Source organism: uncultured Mycobacterium sp. (assembly GCF_964249325.1).
GTDB lineage: Bacteria > Actinomycetota > Actinomycetes > Mycobacteriales > Mycobacteriaceae > Mycobacterium.
The window spans coordinates 1-16757 of record NZ_CAXUCH010000086.1 but is presented as its reverse complement, the minus strand read 5'-3'; the positions used below and the strand labels follow the sequence as shown (position 1 = coordinate 16757).

The window sequence follows — 16757 nt, the reverse complement described above, 5'->3', positions numbered from 1 at the left end:
GTGCACCAGTCCGGCCGGTAGCGCCGCCGATACACGTCCCACTCGGGATACTTCTTGCCCTGGCCTTTACCGGGCTCCTCCACGGTTCCCGTCGATGCGGTCGAGACCACGGCGTTGCCGCCGCCGGGTTTACCCGATCGGGTGCGGTGTGTCGGCGCATCGGCGCCGGGTTGACCTCCGTCACCGAGTCGGCGCACCACTCCAAGCATCTTCTGCAGCAACCGGCCGAGTACGCCTGCTCCGCCGACGGGACTGGAGAACGGGTCGACAACGTCGTCCGAGTCGCCGTTGTCTTCCTCATCGAGTTCGGGCAGCACCTTTTCAAGCTGCCGCCGCGGAACGTGTTCACCTGTCGTCCCGGGTTTTCCAGTACGCTTCTTCGCTGCCAGCAACTTCCGCGCACGGATTGCTCCAAAGACCGGCGGCGGAGCGGCGATCGGCTCGCGACTCAGTGCCACCGCGAGAGACGCGGCGGGCGAATCGCTGCGCGCAGCCGTCTCCCTGTCGATGAGCGACCCCATTGACTGCGGCAAAAGGTCACCGTTCGCAGATAGCGCACGATGGCCTTCGATGGCGAGGTGCCGCGTGGCCAGCCCGGGGTGCCTCGAAAGCCTGCGAAGAGGACATCGCACTCCAGGCTTCCACTGGTCTGCAGCGACGCCTGGACGGCCAACGCGGCCAGCTGGTCACGCGCGCTGGCCTCAGCGTCGACATATACCGTTGCGCCATCGGTACACGCCGGCTCACCGGTGCCCGCTGATGCCACTTGTAACGTCCTGCCGGAGAGCGCTGAAGCAGGCAGGCTAAGCCGCCCCACGCTGTCGGTGCTCGCCTCGTTGCTACTCACTAACCCTTCTTCGGCATACACCTCCGAATTGACCAAATATCTGTTCCACCGTAAAGTTCCCGTGATAGCCGTAGTCAATCGCATGGTGGTCTACTAAGAAACGTGGATTTCTCATACCCACCAGAGGTGGAACAGTTCCGCAAGGAATTGCGAGCTTGGCTGGCCGCGAATATGACGGACGACGTCGTAGCGGCGGGCGGCCGGAGCGGCAAGGACGATGAAGCATTCGAGACGCTTCGAGCATGGAATGCGACGATGGCCGACGCGGGGTGGGCAGCCGTTTCCTGGCCACGGGAGTACGGCGGTCGCGGCGCGACAGTGCTCGAGCAGCTCGTGTACGCCGAGGAGACAACTCGTGCGCGGGTGCCTGTCCCGCTCAACGTGATCGGGATCAACAACATCGCGCCGGCGATCATGCAGTACGGAACCGAGGAACAGAAACGCACGCTGCTTCCCCGCATGGCTCGCGCAGACGATATTTGGTGTCAGGGAATGTCGGAACCTGAGGCCGGCTCCGATCTCGCCTCGTTACGTACCCGTGCGGTGCGGGACGGCGACCATTTTGTGGTCAACGGCCAGAAGATCTGGACTTCGCTCGGGCACCGAGCCGATTGGTGCCAGTTGTACGTGCGTACTGACCTGGAAGCTCCTAAGCACAAAGGGATTTCATGTCTGATCATCGACATGTCATTACCCGGCATCCAGGCCCGGCCTCTGGTGACCCTTACCGGAGAAGCCGATTTCGCCGAGCTGTTCTTCGACGATGTGCGGGTCCCGGCCGATGCGCTGCTCGGGCCGCTGAACCAGGGCTGGCAGGTCGCCACCACCACGCTCAGCCATGAGCGTGCCGGAGCGGCTCGGCTGTATGCCGGGATGCAGGTGCAGCTGGAGGATCTGGTGGCCGACCTGGCCGGCATCGAGGTCAACGGGCGGCCGGCGCTGGAAGACCCCGTGACGCTACGCCGCCTTGGAGAGCTGGCTGTACGCATCAAATACCTGGAAGTGCTCTGCCAGCGGTCAATTTCGGCGATGCTGCACGGTGGCGACGCCTTCGGGTCTGCCAGCCTGGCCAAGACGATATGGGGCGAGCTCGGACAAGACCTTGCCGCAGTAGCTTTCGACGTGCTGGGGCCATTCGCCGCCAACGGTCGCTGGGCCGACCGCCGGCTGGCCTCCCGCTCGCTCACCATTGCCGGTGGCACGACACAGATCAACAAGAACGTCACCGCGCAACGCGTCCTGGGGTTGCCGCGCCAATGAACCTCGAACTCAGCGACGAGCAGCTGGCACTCCGCGACACCGTGCGGCGCTTCCTTGCCGAAAAGGCGGCGATTGCAGAACATGTACGCCCGCTTCTGCAGGATCCGACCGGCATGACCCCGGCCGTGTGGCAAGGTGTCGCTGATCTGGGAACCACAGGGCTTCTGGTGCCGCAACACTACGGCGGTGCCGGCATGACGATGGTGGAAGCCGGGATCGTCCTCGAGGAACTCGGCGCGGCGCTCTACCCCGGCCCGTGGCTGTCGACCGCAGTCGCTGCGATTCGTGCCCTGACCCGATTCGGCGCCGACAGAGCCGAGCTTTTGTCCGGGATTGCGGACGGCTCGACGATTGCGACGGTAGGTCCCTTAGAGCTCAGCCGCCCGCTGCCGAGGGCCACTGAGGAATGCGGTCGGGTGATGCTACGCGGCGAGGTCGACCCCCTGCCGGACGCGGCCGCGGCAAACGTGCTGCTGGTCCTGGCCAACGATCCCAACGGCACAGCGCTTTTCGCGGTCGAAACGTCCTCGCCTGGTGTCGTCGTGACACCGCAGGACGGGATAGATCAGACCCGTAAGAGATTTCGCGTCACCCTTGACGACGCTCCTGCGCGGCGTCTCGCGGTCGCCGCCCTGGATAAGGTCGACGCGCTCATCGATGACGTGCTGATCGCCTCGGCCGCCGACGCGCTCGGCGCCGCCCGTGCGGTCATGAATTCGGCCGTCGAATACGCCAAAGTCCGAAAGCAATTCGGTCAGCCGATCGGCGCATTCCAGGCGATCCAGCATCTTTGCGTCGACATGTACGAAACCGTCGAGCTGGCACGTAGTGGTGTGATGCATGCGCTGTGGGCTGCCGACACCGCTGATTTTGGCGAGCGGCATTTGGCGGCGCTGCGCGCGAAGGCATTCGCCGGCCGGCTGGCAACCATCGGCGACACCGCAATCCAGGTTTTCGGCGGTATCGGCTACACGTGGGAGCACGACGCCCATCTCTATCTCAAGCGCCTATTGGGCTGGCACTCGTTCCTTGGCGGACCTGACCGCTACCTCGAGGACGTCGGCGCGCGACTCGTACACGAATCGGTAAGGAGCGATGCATGATCGACTTCACCGGCCAGGTTGCCATCGTCACCGGAGCAGGGCGAGGCCTCGGCCGGCTGTATGCAATCGAACTCGCGCGCCGCGGAGCATCCATGGTAGTCAACGACCTTGGTGGAACCATGCACGGCGAGGGGTCAGACGCCACCGTCGCCGACAAGGTTGTCGAGGAAATTGAGCGTGCCGGTGGCGCCGCGGTGGCATCGCACCACTCGGTCGACAGCCCTGAAGGCGGCGAGGCGATCGTGCGCACCGCGCTCGACCAGTTCGGTCGTCTGGACGCGGTGGTGAGTAACGCCGGCATCTTCAACAGCATCCGGTTCGAGGAGCTGTCCCCAGACGACTGGCGGCGCATGCTCAGCGTGCACCTCGACGGCGGTTTCTATCTGAGCCAGCCGGCGTACCGGGTGATGAAGTCCCAGGGCTATGGCCGGTTCGTGTTCATCTCATCGTCCGGCGGGATGTTCGGCCAGCCGCAGGAGGCGCACTACGCCGCGACCAAAGCCGGGCTGGTCGGGCTGACCAACGTCATCGCGATCGAAGGCGCCGAGCACGGGATCTTGGCCAACACCGTGCTGCCATTTGGATTTTCCCGGATGGTCACCGAAACCGTCGGAGACCCGAAAGCCCTCGAGGAGCTTGGCTTTCTCAGGGTGATCGAACCGGAGCTGGTGGTGCCCATGGTCGTGTTCCTGGCCAGTCGGGCGTGTGAATTGACCCATCACAACTTCTCGGCATGCGCGGGCCGCTTTGCGCGGGTATTCGTCGGGCTTGGCGAGGGTTGGCTCGCCGAGGCCGGAAGCAGCCCGGCGGCCGAGGACATCGCGGCTCACCTGTCCGAGGTGTCGGCGACCGAGCCGTTTACTGTGCCGGCGTCGATCTTCGAGGAAGTCTTCGCGGTCTGCGAGCGCCTTGGCGTCACAGCTTAGCTCCATTCCGCGGCAGCCCTTCACCGGTTGAGTGTTGACGCATCTCAGCGGTCGTGTTAAGCAACTGCACGGCATTTCGTACCGGCAATGAGATACGACGCTGAAAGGGGCGAGGTTTGCCGGCCACCAAGAGGTCTTGTGGACATCGCGTCGGCAGAACGGAAACTGGCTCAGCACAATCGATTTCGGTTGCAATTGCGCTGCTTGGCCTCGCTGCTGTCGTGCTCGTCTGCTTCGGCAGTACCGGCTCATATGCGCCGTCGGCGCGTGCGGACGGCGATGAACCACGGTACGAGGAGTTCTATACCCCGCCGGATCCGCTGCCGCCCGGCCAGCCGGGTGACCTGATCCGCACCGAACCGTCGCGGCTGGTGCTCGAGCCGTCGGGCCAGCTGGGCGCGATCGTCGCGACCGGTACCCGGATCATGTACCGCAGCACCGACACGCGGGGCAACCCAATCGCGGTCAGCGGCACCTACTTCGAGCCCGACAACCCGTGGCCAGGCCAAGGCCCCCGACCCCTGATCAGCTACGCACCCGGGACCCAGGGCCAAGGCAATCAATGCGCACCGTCGCGGATGTTCAACCAGGGCATCCACTATTCCGGTGGCTGGGACATCATGTTCAACTACGAGGAACTGTTCGTCGCCACCATGGTCGCCCGCGGGTTCGCGATCGTAATGACCGACTACGAGGGGCTGGGAACCCCGCCGATGCACACCTACGTAAGCCGCCTCGCCGAGGGCCAGGCCGTCCTCGACGCCGCCCGCGCGGCCATGCGGCTACCGGGAACATCGCTGGATCCGCATGGCCCGGTAGCGTTTTGGGGTTACTCCCAGGGCGGCGGGGCGGCGGCATCGGCCGCCGAACTGGCGTCGTCATACGCCCCCGAGCTGCGCATCGTGGGGACCTACGCCGGCGCCCCGGTGGCCGACCTCAAGGAACTGTTGCCCTACGCCGACGGTAGCGCATTGGTCGGCGTGGTGGGCTACGCAATCAACGGCGCCATCGCCGCCTATCCTGAGCACGCCGACGCGATCCGCTCCAAGCTGACCCCGCGCGGCCAAGCCATGCTCGAATCCGTCTCGCGCCAGTGCGTCGGGCAGACGATCCTCGATTTCGCCTTCCGCCATCTGCAGCCCTACTTCACCGAAGACGTCTGGCAGGTGATCAACGAGGAACCGTTCAGCAGTCTTCTGGATGAGCAGCGCGTCGGACGCTACAAACCCAACGCCCCCGTGCTGATCAACAGCAACCGCTACGACCCGTTAGTGCCCTGGACCGCGGCCAATCAGCTCGGCCGCGACTGGTGCGCGAAGGGCGCCGACGTCGAGTTCCGCACCAACGAAGAACCACCGTTCCTCAACAAGCTCGTCGTCAACCACGCATTACCGATGCTCGTCGATGGTGAACCGGCCATGCAATGGATCGCCGCTCGCTTCAACGGAGAACCCACCACCCCCAACTGCGGCCAATTCTGAGCGGCTCATCGGTGCCGGCCGGCAGGCGGCGGCCTACTGGGGTTGGTTTGGTACACCTGAGAACAACTGGGCCGTGGGCCCTGCGGTCACCCAACCGGCCAGCTTCGTAACCAGGTGGGGCGCGAGAACCCGTCCCATAGAGGACGTTTCCGATGACCACCACCGCGATGATGGACAGAACTGACGATTGAAGACGACTCGTCGACCTCTTGTCGGCCCACATCTCGATGACGTTTCGTCCTTGGGAATCGGTCCGGCCGAGGAGGTAGGTGAAGACCATCATTTGCACACCCATCGCCAGGGAGTCGTAGATCGGGTACTGCTGCTTGGTCCCCTCCCACAGTCCTAGGCCGGGGATCACGCGGCCGTAGTAGACGACGCCCAGCCGGGCTCCCCGGAGCGCGTTGAGAAGGAAGGCCCAGCAGAAGCCGACGACGAGCCCGACGGCAAGGAGCGTCCTGGGTCTGCGCCAGCGGAACGTCGCGCTCAACCATCGTCCGAGCGCCGCGCCGATCACGGCAGGCAGCACGAAGTAGGAGATGTAGCCGATCGGCACGGACGAGGGCAGCCCACCCCAAGTCATGTTCAACGGCCACCACGACGGCATGCGGGGCAGAGCAGGCGGAAACTGAGCGTACATCGCCCAGTCGTAGGGTGCCTCGATCCACGAGAATGAGATCGCCGAGATGCACAGCAGCAGGAGTGGGTGCAGGCGGCGCTGGCGATAGCTCAGGTACACCCCAATTGCGATGAACGCGACACCTCCGACATAGGCAAAGCAGAGCGATGCCTTCAGCAAAGGCGTCAACTCGGCGCTCATCGGTCACGCTGTTGAGTTGGAGGGCGACCGGCTTCCGGGTCGAAGTGCTGCACCAGCCCGAATATCAGGACGATCAACCCGAATAGCGTGCCAAGCATGATGACAGCACCCACCTCTGCACGCCTTTCGATACGAACTCGATCACCCTGGACAGTGAAAACCCGAGGCTCTGACACCCACCAGGCCTCGACCTTTATTGACCAAATATCTGTTCCACAGTAAAGTCGCGCTCATCGGACGAACAAGGAGCAGACACCATGAAAATGGACGACTTCATCCTCGTCTCCGTAGACGACCACCTTGTCGAACCGCCTGACATGTTCGATGGTCACATCCCCGCGAAGTACAAAAACGATGTGCCGAAGCTGGTCCAGCGGCCCGATGGAACCGACGCCTGGGTGTTCGAAGGGCAAGAAGCCACCAACGTGGGATTGAACGCGGTGGCCGGCCGCCCACCGGATGAGTACGGCGCCGAGCCAACCAAACTCAGCGAGATCCGCGAGGGCTGCTACAACATCCATGAGCGCATCCGGGACATGAACGCCAACGGCGTCGTCGCCGCGATGAACTTCCCGTCCTTCCCACAATTCTGCGGTCAATATTTCGCCCGGGCACAGGACAAAGACCTCGGTCTGGCGGTTCTGCGCGCCTACAACGACTGGCACATCGAGGAGTGGTGCGGCACCTACCCGGGCCGCATGATTCCGCTGGCACTGCCACCGATTTGGGACCCGCAGTTGATGGCCGAGGAGGTGCGGCGGGTAGCCAAGAAAGGCTGCCACGCGGTGACGTTCTCAGAGAACCCGGAGAAACTCGGCTACCCCTCACTGCACAATCCGCATTGGAATCCCTTCTGGCAGGCCTGTAATGACGAGAACACGGTCGTGTGTCTGCACATCGGCTCGTCGTCCTCGGTGGTCATCACATCGATCGAAGCCCCCGTCGACACAATGATTACCCTGCAGCCGATGAGCATCGTCAACGCCGCCGCCGATCTGGTGTGGTCGCCGGTCCTGCGTAAGTTCCCCGACCTGAAGTTCGCACTGTCCGAGGGCGGAATCGGGTGGATCCCGTACTTCCTCGAACGCATCGACCGGGTCTACAAGATGCACCGGGCCTGGACGCATCAGGACTTCGGCGACAAGTTGCCCAGCGATGTGTTCAACGAGCGGATCATCACGTGCTTCATCGATGACGGCTTCGGCATCGAGAGCCGCCACAAGCTCAACATCGACATGATCACCTGGGAATGCGACTACCCGCATTCCGATTCAACATGGCCGGTCGCGCCCGAGACGCTGGCCATCTACCTCGATGGTGTGCCGGATGACGAGATCAACAAGATCACCCACGACAATGCTATCCGGCTCTTCTCGTTCGACCTGTTCAAACACGTGCCACGCGAACAGGCCAGCGTGGGCGCCCTGCGGGCGCAGGCCAAGGACGTCGACCTTGGCTACCGATCCTCAGCACGGCTCAAGAAGACCGGAACCGACACCGTGACCGTGCTAGATCTCGCCGCGAAGCTACCCACCACTACGTAGATCGGGCGGCGCGGCGCCCCTTCAGCATGCGCGGCGCGGGGTTACCCTCTGCTAGCGTAAAACCAAACGTTGGGTCAGGTTTCTCCCCAACGAGGACGCAATCCGTAGCCGTGGAGGTGTGGTGGGGCTTCAGCAACCGGCCCGAGCTGCGGCCTCCGCGAAACCTGCCCGCCTAGAACCACGCGACCACAAGGTGCCGGTGCGGGCTGGCCGCTCTCGCGTTGCCGGCAAGGATGCCGGAGGTGCCTACGACGACGGGACGCGCCGGACCGAGATCCTCCAGACCGCGGCTTCGCTGATCGCCTCTTCGGGCTTGCGGACGTCTTTGCAGGAAATCGCTGACGCGGCGGGCATTCTTCCCGGAAGCCTGTATCACCATTTCGAGTCCAAAGAAGCGATCCTGGTGGAACTGGTCCGGCGATATCACGAGGATCTGGAGCGCATCGGCGACATCGCGCACGACAAATTGGACGAACCGGATTCCCGCCCGGTCTCCGAAAAGATCGTCGAGCTGGGGTCGGCAATCGCGCGATGCGCCGTCCAGCACCGCGCGGCTCTGCAGATGTCGTTCTATGAGGCCCCGAGCGCAAATCGGGATCTCGTCGAGTTGCTGCGTCAGCCGCCAACCGCGGTCCAGGAGGCGATGCTGCAGACGTTACGGGCCGGCAGGTGGAGCGGCTACATCAGAGCCGACATCGATCTGCCCACGCTGGCGGATCGCATTTGCCAATCCATGATGCATGTCGGGCTTGACGTCATCCGACACACCGCCGCCGCCGACCAGGCCGCAGCGCTGCTGTGCCGCATCATGTTGCAGGGTTTGGCAAGTCGGCCGCATAGTGACGAGGAGTTGAACCGTTCCAAGGCTTTTGCGGTCGCGGAAGACGCCATCGAGACATGGGCTGAGGAGAGTAAATCTGAGGTCGACGACAAGGCCGCGTATGTCCGTGCGGTGGCGCGGGCCGAGTTCGGCCGCAAAGGTTATGAAGTAACCACCATCAGGGACATCGCTTCCGCCGCGGGACTCGGCACCGGCACCGTCTACCGACTGATCGGTTCGAAAGACGAACTTCTCGCGTCGATCATGGAGTCGTTTGGCCACAAGGCCGGTGGAGGATTTGCCAACGTCCTGCGCGCGGATGCAACAGCCGTCGAAAAACTCGACGCACTGACCTGGATCAACATCAATGTGTTGGACCGCTTCCCGGACGAGTGGAAGATTCAGCTGGCATGGATGCGCCAGTCGCCACCAGACGCTCCCAACCCCGGCCTGTTGTTCACCATGCGACTGCGACAGCTCAAATCGCTACTGTCCGATGGGATTAAATCCGGCGACATACGCATCGACCACCCCTCGCTCGAGATGCTGTCGCGCTGCGTCATGGACGTCCTGTGGATGCCTGAGAATATCGTTCGCACCCAAGGGAAGCAGGCCGCACTGGCCCTTGCGCGTGACACGGTGGTACGTGGAGTCGCCGAACGCACGGGCTGAGCGCTGGAGCCGCTTGCCTATTGAACCAAATATATGTTCCACGTAGAGTGCTTCTGTGCATCTGCAGTGGCCTGAGAGAGGAGAGCAATGACGGCCATCGACCAGTTCCGATACGACGGCAAGCGGGTGCTCGTCGTCGGCGGCGCCACGGGCATGGGAGCTTCCGCAGCGCAGACTGCAGCGGAGCTCGGCGCCGAGGTGGTCGTGATGGACTACGCGCCGGTGACCTACGACGTCGCGCAGACGGTGCAGGTGGACCTGGCTGATCGGTCGTCGATCGACTCCGCTCTCGAGCAGGTTGACGGACCGATCCACGCCATCTTCTCGGCTGCCGGCGTCGCGGACGGACCAAAGCTGATCCGCATCAATTTCATCGGCCACCGGCATCTGCTCGAGACAATGCTGGCCGATGGCCGACTCCCCCGCGGTTCGGCGATCTGCTTCATCTCATCGGTCGGCGGCATCGGCTGGGAAAGCGACCTGCCGCGGCTGCAGGAGTTCCTGGCGACACCCGACTATGAGTCGGCCGACGCCTGGGTCAAGGCCCATGAGCCGGAAGGGATCATCCACTACGGCTTCAGCAAGCAGGCGATCAACGCCTACGTCGCGATGAAGGCGTACCCGTTTTTGACCAAGGGCGTGCGGATCAACGCGATCTGCCCGGGCCCGACCGATACGCCGCTCGCCCGGGCGAACGCCGATCTCTGGCTGACCTTTGCCCAGGACTACCGGGAGGCCACCGGCTGCGAGATCCACACGCCGCAGCAGATGGCCAACGCCATGGTGTTTCTCAACAGTGACGCCGCCTGCGGCATCAGCGGGGTCACTCTTCTCGTAGACAACGGTCACGTGATGTCATCGCTTACCGGGTCATACGCGCCCGGTAAGCCAATCATCGACCTGATCATGGGACGCGTGCAGTTGACGTAGCGGTTACCGGCCTGAGAGACGGTTATCGCACGAACGGCCGGGTCGCCAACACATAGATTGCGAACACCGCCAGCGGCGCCACCACGGGCAGCCAGGGCAACTGCAGCGGAAACGACACCGCGACCAACCCTACGAACGTAAAGCCAACGGCGGCAATCATTGTGGGCGGTGTCACCGTCATCGCGGCCGCGGCTGGCCCGGCGGTGTGTCGGAGCAGCAGATAGGCGACAGCTGACAGCCCGGATAGCGCGACAATCATGGGCGACGGGTCGGTGAGCGCGATCACCACCACGGTGAGTAACACCGCAAGCGTCGCAGCCGGACGAAACACTATGCCGGCCATAACCGCAACCACCGCAAGCATCGCGGCCACGAACGCCGGCCCGTGCGATCCGACGGCGGTGGCAGCCACCATCAGCAGGCCGAACGCGGTCGAGAAGATACGGACCAACATGTCATCGCGCCCGTACCGGGCGGCGGTGGTCGGGCACCGCGCGCATCGATTGATCCAACGTCTGATCCGATCGCCAGGCCACCACGTCAACGCCGACGGTGGCCATGTCGCGATACATCGCGGACCGCTGCAACGACCACAGCCGGGCCACCAGTGGGTCCTGCAGATCCCGGAACGGCGCCCCCTGCAGGACGTCGACGGCGACCACGACGTGGCCGCGTTTACGTAGGTCGATCAACGCCAGTGCGAACTCCGTATCGAGCATCGTCGAAAACGCGACGACGATCGCACCGGGAGGCATCGCCGCCCGCGGCGCCAAAGTTCCGCTGGTGGTTTCGAATCCATCACCGGCGGCCAGCACCGTGTCGAGGACACGATAGAACTGCCGCTGCCCGATATCGGCGCCGAGCCAGCGCGGTTGGCGTCCACCGAGTGCAACGATCCCGGCGCGGTCGCCGCTGCGCAGCGCGGTTTGCACCACTTGAGCCGCGCCCCGCGCGATTCGCTCGGTGGCCTCCGTCGCCGGTCCCGGGGGCTGCGGATAGGTGTCGATCAGCACCACGACATCGGCGGCACGGTCGGTCAACCGTTGGGTCACATGCAGTCTGCGGCGTCGTGCGCTCACTGGCCAGTTGATCGTTCGCAGCTGGTCGCCCGGCACGTAGGCGCGAATGTCGGCGTACTCGACGCCCGGGCCGATGTGCCGGGTGAGGTGGGTGCCCAGGCGATCAAGCAACTCGGTCTGCGGGATCGCGGTCGATTGTGGCGGTGCCACCGGAAAGACGATTACCTCGGCGACGTCAACGGTTGCCGTCCCCGCTAGCAACCCGCCGCGCGCCACCACGTCGACCCGCGCCCGGATGGGATAGCGGCCCCACCGGCTGGCCGACACGGCAACGGATTGTTGTTGACTCGAGGTGCTGTCCAGAATGTCGAGTTGCATACCGTCGATGGCTGTAACGCTGAGGCGCACCGCGACGCTGTCCGATTCGGCAGTCACCCACACGGTGAGCTGTACCTGTTCGGCTTCGAAGCATCGCTGTGAACCCGGTTGGGCGTGTGCTTTGAGCTTGGCAACTGGAGGCTGCCAGCTGATCGAACACAACACGCCGACCAGCGGCGCGGCGAACGCGATCAGCTGCCAGCGTGAGCCGACCACCGCGACAGCCAGCGCGACGCCCGCACAGGTCGCGACGGCTATCGTCAGAGGCGATGCGCGCCAGCGCAGCTCGACATCGCAGGTGTTGGGTGCAGTCATTGATTCGTCCCGCGTGCCCGCGGTACCGGCACCCGTCGCAGCAGCTCCTCGATGACATCGGAGCCTTGGATCTTTCGCACCCACATCTCCGGCCGCAGCGTAATCCGGTGTGCCATGGCTGGTACGGCGAGCGCTTTGACGTCTTCGGGTATCACGTAGTCGCGGCCCAACAGAAGCGCACGGGCGCGGGAAAGTTGGACCAGATCGAGTTCAGCTCGTGGACTGGCGCCGACGGCAACCTGCGGGTGGTGTCGGGTGGCATTGGCCAGCGCGACAACATAGTGCAGGACGTCGTCATGCACAGTGACCTGTTCGACGGACTCGCGCATGGCCAAGAGGTCGTGGGCGTCGACGACTTGATTCACCCTGGGTTCGGCCGAACCGCGTTCAAGACGGCGGCGCAGCATCGAGGTTTCGTCGTGCTCGGACAGGTAGCGTAGTTCCAGCCGGATGGCGAAGCGGTCCAGTTGCGCTTCCGGTAGTGGGTAGGTGCCCTCGTATTCGATCGGGTTGTCAGTGGCCAAAACGATGAATGGGGTTGGCAGCTTATGTGTTTCGCCGTCGATGCTGACTTGGCCCTCGGCCATCGCCTCCAGCAGCGCCGCCTGCGTTTTGGGCGGGGTTCGGTTGATTTCGTCGGCGAGCAGCAGATTGGTGAATATCGGTCCGGGCCGGAACTCGAAGCGACCGGACTGCATGTCGTAGATCGTTGAGCCAAGCAGGTCGGCCGGCAACAGATCGGGCGTGAACTGTACGCGGGTAAAGGCCAGTCCCAGTGCGGAGGCGAAGGATCGAGCGATCAGTGTCTTGCCAAGACCGGGGAGGTCTTCGATGAGCACGTGCCCGCGTGCCAGGACTGTGGTGAGGATGAGCGTGAGTGCGGCGCGCTTGCCTACCACTACTCGCTGTATTTCGTCGAGCACCGCCTCACAGTGCGCTGTGGTGGTCGCGGCCGGTCCCGCCAAGCCTCCAGTCATACGTGCTCCAAGCGTTGCAGAATTTCCTCCAGCATCTCGCGTCCCGGCCCGGGCTCCTGGGCCCCGGCACGCGCGATGTTGTCGGGATTCACCCATCCCCACAGTTCCGGGCCGAAAAGCATTCGGCCGGCTGCCTGAAACGCTGCTCGATCTTTGGCTTGCCGTTGGCCGGTGGCGATTTCGAACCGCCGGGCAAGGATGGGACGCAGATGGCGATCCCAGTCCAATCGGGTGGATTCCGACCAACGAATCATGGTCTCGGTTCGAGTCAGCCAGCTGCGCAGCGAGTTTCCGAACAGGTCGGCGTCCGGCTCGACCGGTCGAGGTTCGATGTCGCGGCCCACGAACCGGCGGACAGAGAATATGGCGAAAGCCGCGGCGGCACCTGACGTCCACAGCACCAGCCGTCGGTCATGCAGCGCCAGAGCCAGCAACTCCGTTCCTACAATGAAGAAAATGCTGGAAGCCACAACCTTTTTCATGCGGCGCTCCGCAACTCCGTCAGCACCAGTTGCAGCGCGTGGACAGCGACCTCCCGGTGGCTCTCGTTCATGACGTGCGGGCTGAATCGGGCCTCGGCGAACAGGTTTACCAGCTGGGCGGCGTTTTCAGCGTGCAGCGCATGGTGGTCGACAGCTCGAGCCAGCACCTCCGTCGGGGTGTCGAATGCTTGTGGGACCGCGCCGGGGAAGTGCGCGAGTTCACCCTCCATCGCCGCATAGCAGGCGATGATCGCCTCCCGCGGTTCGCGGCTGAGGTCTCCGATCTCAGCAAGGCCGAGTTCTGCTGCCCGCGCGAGGCTTTGGGATCCTTTCGGCGCCGGCTCGGGAGGCTTTTCGTTCGCGACGAACGGAACAGCGATGCGACGTTGTCTGCGAAAGCCGAAAGCCGCGCCCGCGGCCAGCAGCGCCAGCAGCGTCACCGCCGATGCCGCGAGATAGCCGAACATGTCACCGCCGCCATCATGGTGGGGCGCCGGTGGGATAGTGCTGTCGGGGTGCGGCTTTGGCGTACTCGACGGCTGCGGAGGTTGAGGTCCGAGCTGCACGGTGCCGTGGCCGGCAAGCAATCGCATCAGCGTCCACACGATCGCCAGCCACACGACAAGTACCGCCAGCCCGATCAGCACCACGCGCCAGCTCGGCCGTCCTATGCCACCCCCGAGCGCTTCCGGCAGAGCGCCGGCACCGCTTGCCCTTTTGCGCGGGTCCTGCAACCGGCTGATAAGCGCGATCGCCATGATGGCCAGGGTCACTGTCAGCAGCGCTATCACGAATACCATGCTGAGCGGGCTGCTCGACGCCTGACGGGACGAGCGCCCATGCTCAGGGATATATCCGCGCAACGACGCAGCGACGAGCACCAACAGCACGATCACGGCGACCGCGCGGCCTGTCGCCTTGTCACGCATTTGCACACCACTCAACCGGTTGCCTGACGCCGTTTGCGGCGTCGGCGTTGCCCCATACTTGCACGTCAGCTGTCCGCATCGCCACCAAATAGCGGCAGTTGCCCTGCGGGCCTTACGGCTGGGCTTCGATCCGGCCGGCCAGCATTGCCGTCCACTCGGTTATGTATTGCTCGTCGGGTATGTCTGCATCCGGCACGCGAAACAAGGTGGCGTTTGCTCGTTTGCCGTGCAGCGCGTTAACCCCGATGGCGGCGATCGCCCTGGCGTCCGATTGACTAATGCTGGGAGACCAGCCCATTATCCAGTCCGCGAGCTCGGCATAGAGGCTGTCGAACAACGCGGCGTAGGCGTCGTTGAGTCGAGCTGACTGGGCAGGCGGGATACGGGAAGCGATCTGCAACAGCTGTGCTTCCTCATCGAGCACGGTCAGCACATATCGGCCGAGCAGGGTGAGCTCGCTGCGAAGGTCGCCAAGCCCGGCGAACAGTGCGCGGATATCACGCATCGCGCGGCGGCGGTCGAGTTGACGGTCGATGCCTGCTTCGAGCAACTCCTCCTTCGATTTGAAGTGGTGATAAAGGGCGCCAGAGCCCGGTGCGAGCCCAGCCGCAGCCTCAATCTGCGCAACGCTGGTCGCGTTGTACCCCTGCTCACCGAAGAGCCGCATCGCTTCGCTGACCAGCCGTTCTCTGGTGGGCGCTTCCCGCATTGACCGTTTCACAAGTAGTCACTTAGTATCGACAAGTGAATACTTTAGCGGCGATGTGGATCCTCCGCTAGGAGGTCGAGATGGCGGATAACCCGGTACCCAGGGGGCGCATCCGCCGCACCATGCCGTTGGCCGGGTTTGCGGCGCGAGCCGCAGGCGGGCGGATGGTCGCAGCGCTGCGGGAGAAGGCCGGCGAAATGGGCGCCGTCGAGCGCTTCCATGAGCGCACTGCCGAGCGGTACTCCGAGCTGCTGGGTCATTCCAAGGGTGTGCTCATGAACGCCGGCCAGTTGCTGTCCATGGTCGACGCCAGTGCTATTGGCAATGGCGGCTTTTCGCCTTATCAGGCAGCACTTACTCGGCTGCAGGCGGATGCGCCACCCATGGATGGAGAATTGGCAAAAGATGTGCTGCAGGCCGACCTTGGCCGATCCCTCGAGGAGGTGTTCGCCGAATTCAGTGACGAACCAATGGCCGCGGCCTCGATCGGACAGGTCCACCATGCCGTGCTACACGACGGCCGCGAGGTCGCGGTCAAGATTCAGTACCCCGGTGCGGCAGAAGCAATCCGGGACGACCTGGCAAACACCGAATTGTTGGCAACGTTCTTTCGGTTTGCCGTTTCGGCATCGGGTACCGCGATGCAGCCCGATTTCCGACAGATGACGCGGGAGATCGCCGCGCAGATCAGCCAGGAAATCGACTACCGCCATGAGTCCGCCAACATCGCCGCCTTCAGCGAGCTCTACCACGATCACCCCTTTATCCGGGTACCGGAGGTCATCGATGAAGCATGCGGTGATCGTGTGCTGACCATGACCTACCTCGACGGAATGGGCTGGGGGGCAGCGCAACAGGCTAATCAGGACCTGAAGAACACCTGGGCAGAGGTAGTCGTGCGGTTTGCCGCGGGTTCTTACCGGCACGCGAATCTATTCAATGCCGATCCCCATCCGGGCAACTACCGCTTCCGCACCGACGGCCGAGTCGGATTCGTCGACTTCGGCTGTGTCAAGGTCCTGCCCGAGCGTCAGCGCCGTCAATTCGTCGGGATGCTTCGCGCTGCAGTTGATGGACGCAAGCACGACATGTGTGACTTGATGGATGAGTTGGGCTACTTCGCAGGAGGTTCCACGCTATCCGCGGACGAGGCATACCAATGGATGACAGAGCTGGCCTACGAGGTGCTCGCACCTCAGCCGGTTACCGCTAGCCACGAAACCTCACAACGCGCCATCCGCGCCTTGATCGATCTTCGCCCGCCGGATCACCCGGTTCGTCGCCTGTCTGTCCCCGACGACCTGGTGTTCTTTCCGCGGATCAACCTGGTCCTGAACCCGATAATCGCCGCGCTTGGAGCCACCCTCTACGCACGCTCAATAGTGGACGACTTGGACGGCGTCGCCGAGCCGCTCACGCCGCTGGGCAAGCAGCATAACGCCTGGGTACGCCGACGCGGCTTGCCGTACGGATTGGAGCCCCATGATCACCCCTAGGCCCGTTTTCCGCATAGTTGGCGGTTAAGGTTTGTGGTTTTGGATGTTG

Annotated in this window: 14 protein-coding genes and 2 pseudogenes; 8 read left to right on the top strand and 8 right to left on the bottom strand. The window is 63.8% G+C overall.

The annotated features are described in order from the left end of the window. Positions 1–317, bottom strand: a pseudogene (locus tag ACFE99_RS12790) (nitric oxide reductase activation protein); the annotation flags it as partial. Between the two features lie 632 nt (positions 318–949). On the opposite strand from ACFE99_RS12790, the gene ACFE99_RS12785 reads away from it, so the two are divergent. The 4 genes from ACFE99_RS12785 to ACFE99_RS12770 all read left to right on the top strand — a co-directional run bounded on the left by ACFE99_RS12785 (position 950) and on the right by ACFE99_RS12770 (position 5617). Continuing rightward, positions 950–2107 carry an acyl-CoA dehydrogenase family protein gene (locus tag ACFE99_RS12785; protein ID WP_375485783.1) on the top strand — a complete coding sequence of 386 codons (1158 nt, stop codon included), beginning with the start codon at positions 950–952 and terminating at the stop codon, positions 2105–2107. Next, the gene (locus ACFE99_RS12780; protein ID WP_375485781.1) at positions 2104–3210 is read left to right on the top strand and encodes an acyl-CoA dehydrogenase family protein; all 1107 of its coding nucleotides are present in this window, start codon (positions 2104–2106) and stop codon (positions 3208–3210) included. Before ACFE99_RS12785 ends, ACFE99_RS12780 begins: the two co-directional genes overlap by 4 nt. Further along, positions 3207–4136, top strand: a complete 930-nt coding sequence (locus tag ACFE99_RS12775) for an SDR family NAD(P)-dependent oxidoreductase (protein WP_375485779.1) — start codon at positions 3207–3209, stop codon at positions 4134–4136. The genes ACFE99_RS12780 and ACFE99_RS12775 overlap by 4 nt, the downstream gene beginning before the upstream one ends. A 221-nt stretch (positions 4137–4357) precedes the next feature. After that, positions 4358–5617: a lipase family protein gene (locus ACFE99_RS12770; protein WP_375485777.1), complete on the top strand. Its 1260-nt coding sequence runs from the start codon at positions 4358–4360 to the stop codon at positions 5615–5617. A 33-nt stretch (positions 5618–5650) separates the two neighbouring features. Here the strand turns inward: ACFE99_RS12770 and ACFE99_RS12765 are convergent. Further along, positions 5651–6437: pseudogene (locus ACFE99_RS12765) on the bottom strand (spirocyclase AveC family protein). A 257-nt stretch (positions 6438–6694) separates the two neighbouring features. Here ACFE99_RS12765 and ACFE99_RS12760 point away from each other — a divergent pair. From ACFE99_RS12760 to ACFE99_RS12750, 3 genes are all read left to right on the top strand, one after another. Further along, on the top strand, positions 6695–7981 hold the full coding sequence (locus ACFE99_RS12760; RefSeq protein WP_375485775.1) for an amidohydrolase family protein: 1287 nt from the start codon (positions 6695–6697) through the stop codon (positions 7979–7981). A 199-nt stretch (positions 7982–8180) separates the two neighbouring features. Next, complete coding sequence (locus ACFE99_RS12755; RefSeq protein ID WP_375485773.1) at positions 8181–9473, top strand: TetR/AcrR family transcriptional regulator; 1293 nt, start codon at positions 8181–8183, stop codon at positions 9471–9473. Between the two features lie 87 nt (positions 9474–9560). Further along, complete coding sequence (locus ACFE99_RS12750) at positions 9561–10403, top strand: SDR family oxidoreductase (protein ID WP_375485771.1); 843 nt, start codon at positions 9561–9563, stop codon at positions 10401–10403. Between the two features lie 22 nt (positions 10404–10425). On the opposite strand, the gene ACFE99_RS12745 is transcribed toward ACFE99_RS12750, so the two are convergent. The 6 genes from ACFE99_RS12745 to ACFE99_RS12720 form a co-directional block, all read right to left on the bottom strand. Further along, positions 10426–10857: a hypothetical protein gene (locus ACFE99_RS12745; protein ID WP_375485769.1), complete on the bottom strand. Its 432-nt coding sequence runs from the start codon at positions 10855–10857 to the stop codon at positions 10426–10428. Position 10858: 1 nt separating this feature from the next. Next, positions 10859–12115 carry a DUF58 domain-containing protein gene (locus tag ACFE99_RS12740; protein ID WP_375485767.1) on the bottom strand — a complete coding sequence of 419 codons (1257 nt, stop codon included), beginning with the start codon at positions 12113–12115 and terminating at the stop codon, positions 10859–10861. Then, positions 12112–13080: an AAA family ATPase gene (locus tag ACFE99_RS12735; protein ID WP_375485787.1), complete on the bottom strand. Its 969-nt coding sequence runs from the start codon at positions 13078–13080 to the stop codon at positions 12112–12114. Before ACFE99_RS12735 ends, ACFE99_RS12740 begins: the two co-directional genes overlap by 4 nt. 8 nt (positions 13081–13088) lie before the next feature. After that, positions 13089–13574: a hypothetical protein gene (locus ACFE99_RS12730; protein ID WP_375485765.1), complete on the bottom strand. Its 486-nt coding sequence runs from the start codon at positions 13572–13574 to the stop codon at positions 13089–13091. Next, on the bottom strand, positions 13571–14503 hold the full coding sequence (locus ACFE99_RS12725) for a DUF4129 domain-containing protein (RefSeq protein WP_375485763.1): 933 nt from the start codon (positions 14501–14503) through the stop codon (positions 13571–13573). The genes ACFE99_RS12730 and ACFE99_RS12725 overlap by 4 nt, the downstream gene beginning before the upstream one ends. A gap of 112 nt (positions 14504–14615) precedes the next feature. Beyond that, positions 14616–15212: a TetR/AcrR family transcriptional regulator gene (locus ACFE99_RS12720; protein WP_375485785.1), complete on the bottom strand. Its 597-nt coding sequence runs from the start codon at positions 15210–15212 to the stop codon at positions 14616–14618. Between the two features lie 80 nt (positions 15213–15292). Between ACFE99_RS12720 and ACFE99_RS12715 the strand changes: the two genes are divergently transcribed. Then, positions 15293–16708 (top strand): ABC1 kinase family protein, encoded by a 1416-nt coding sequence (locus ACFE99_RS12715; RefSeq protein ID WP_375485761.1) that lies wholly within the window; start codon positions 15293–15295, stop codon positions 16706–16708. Positions 16709–16757: the final 49 nt, after the last annotated feature.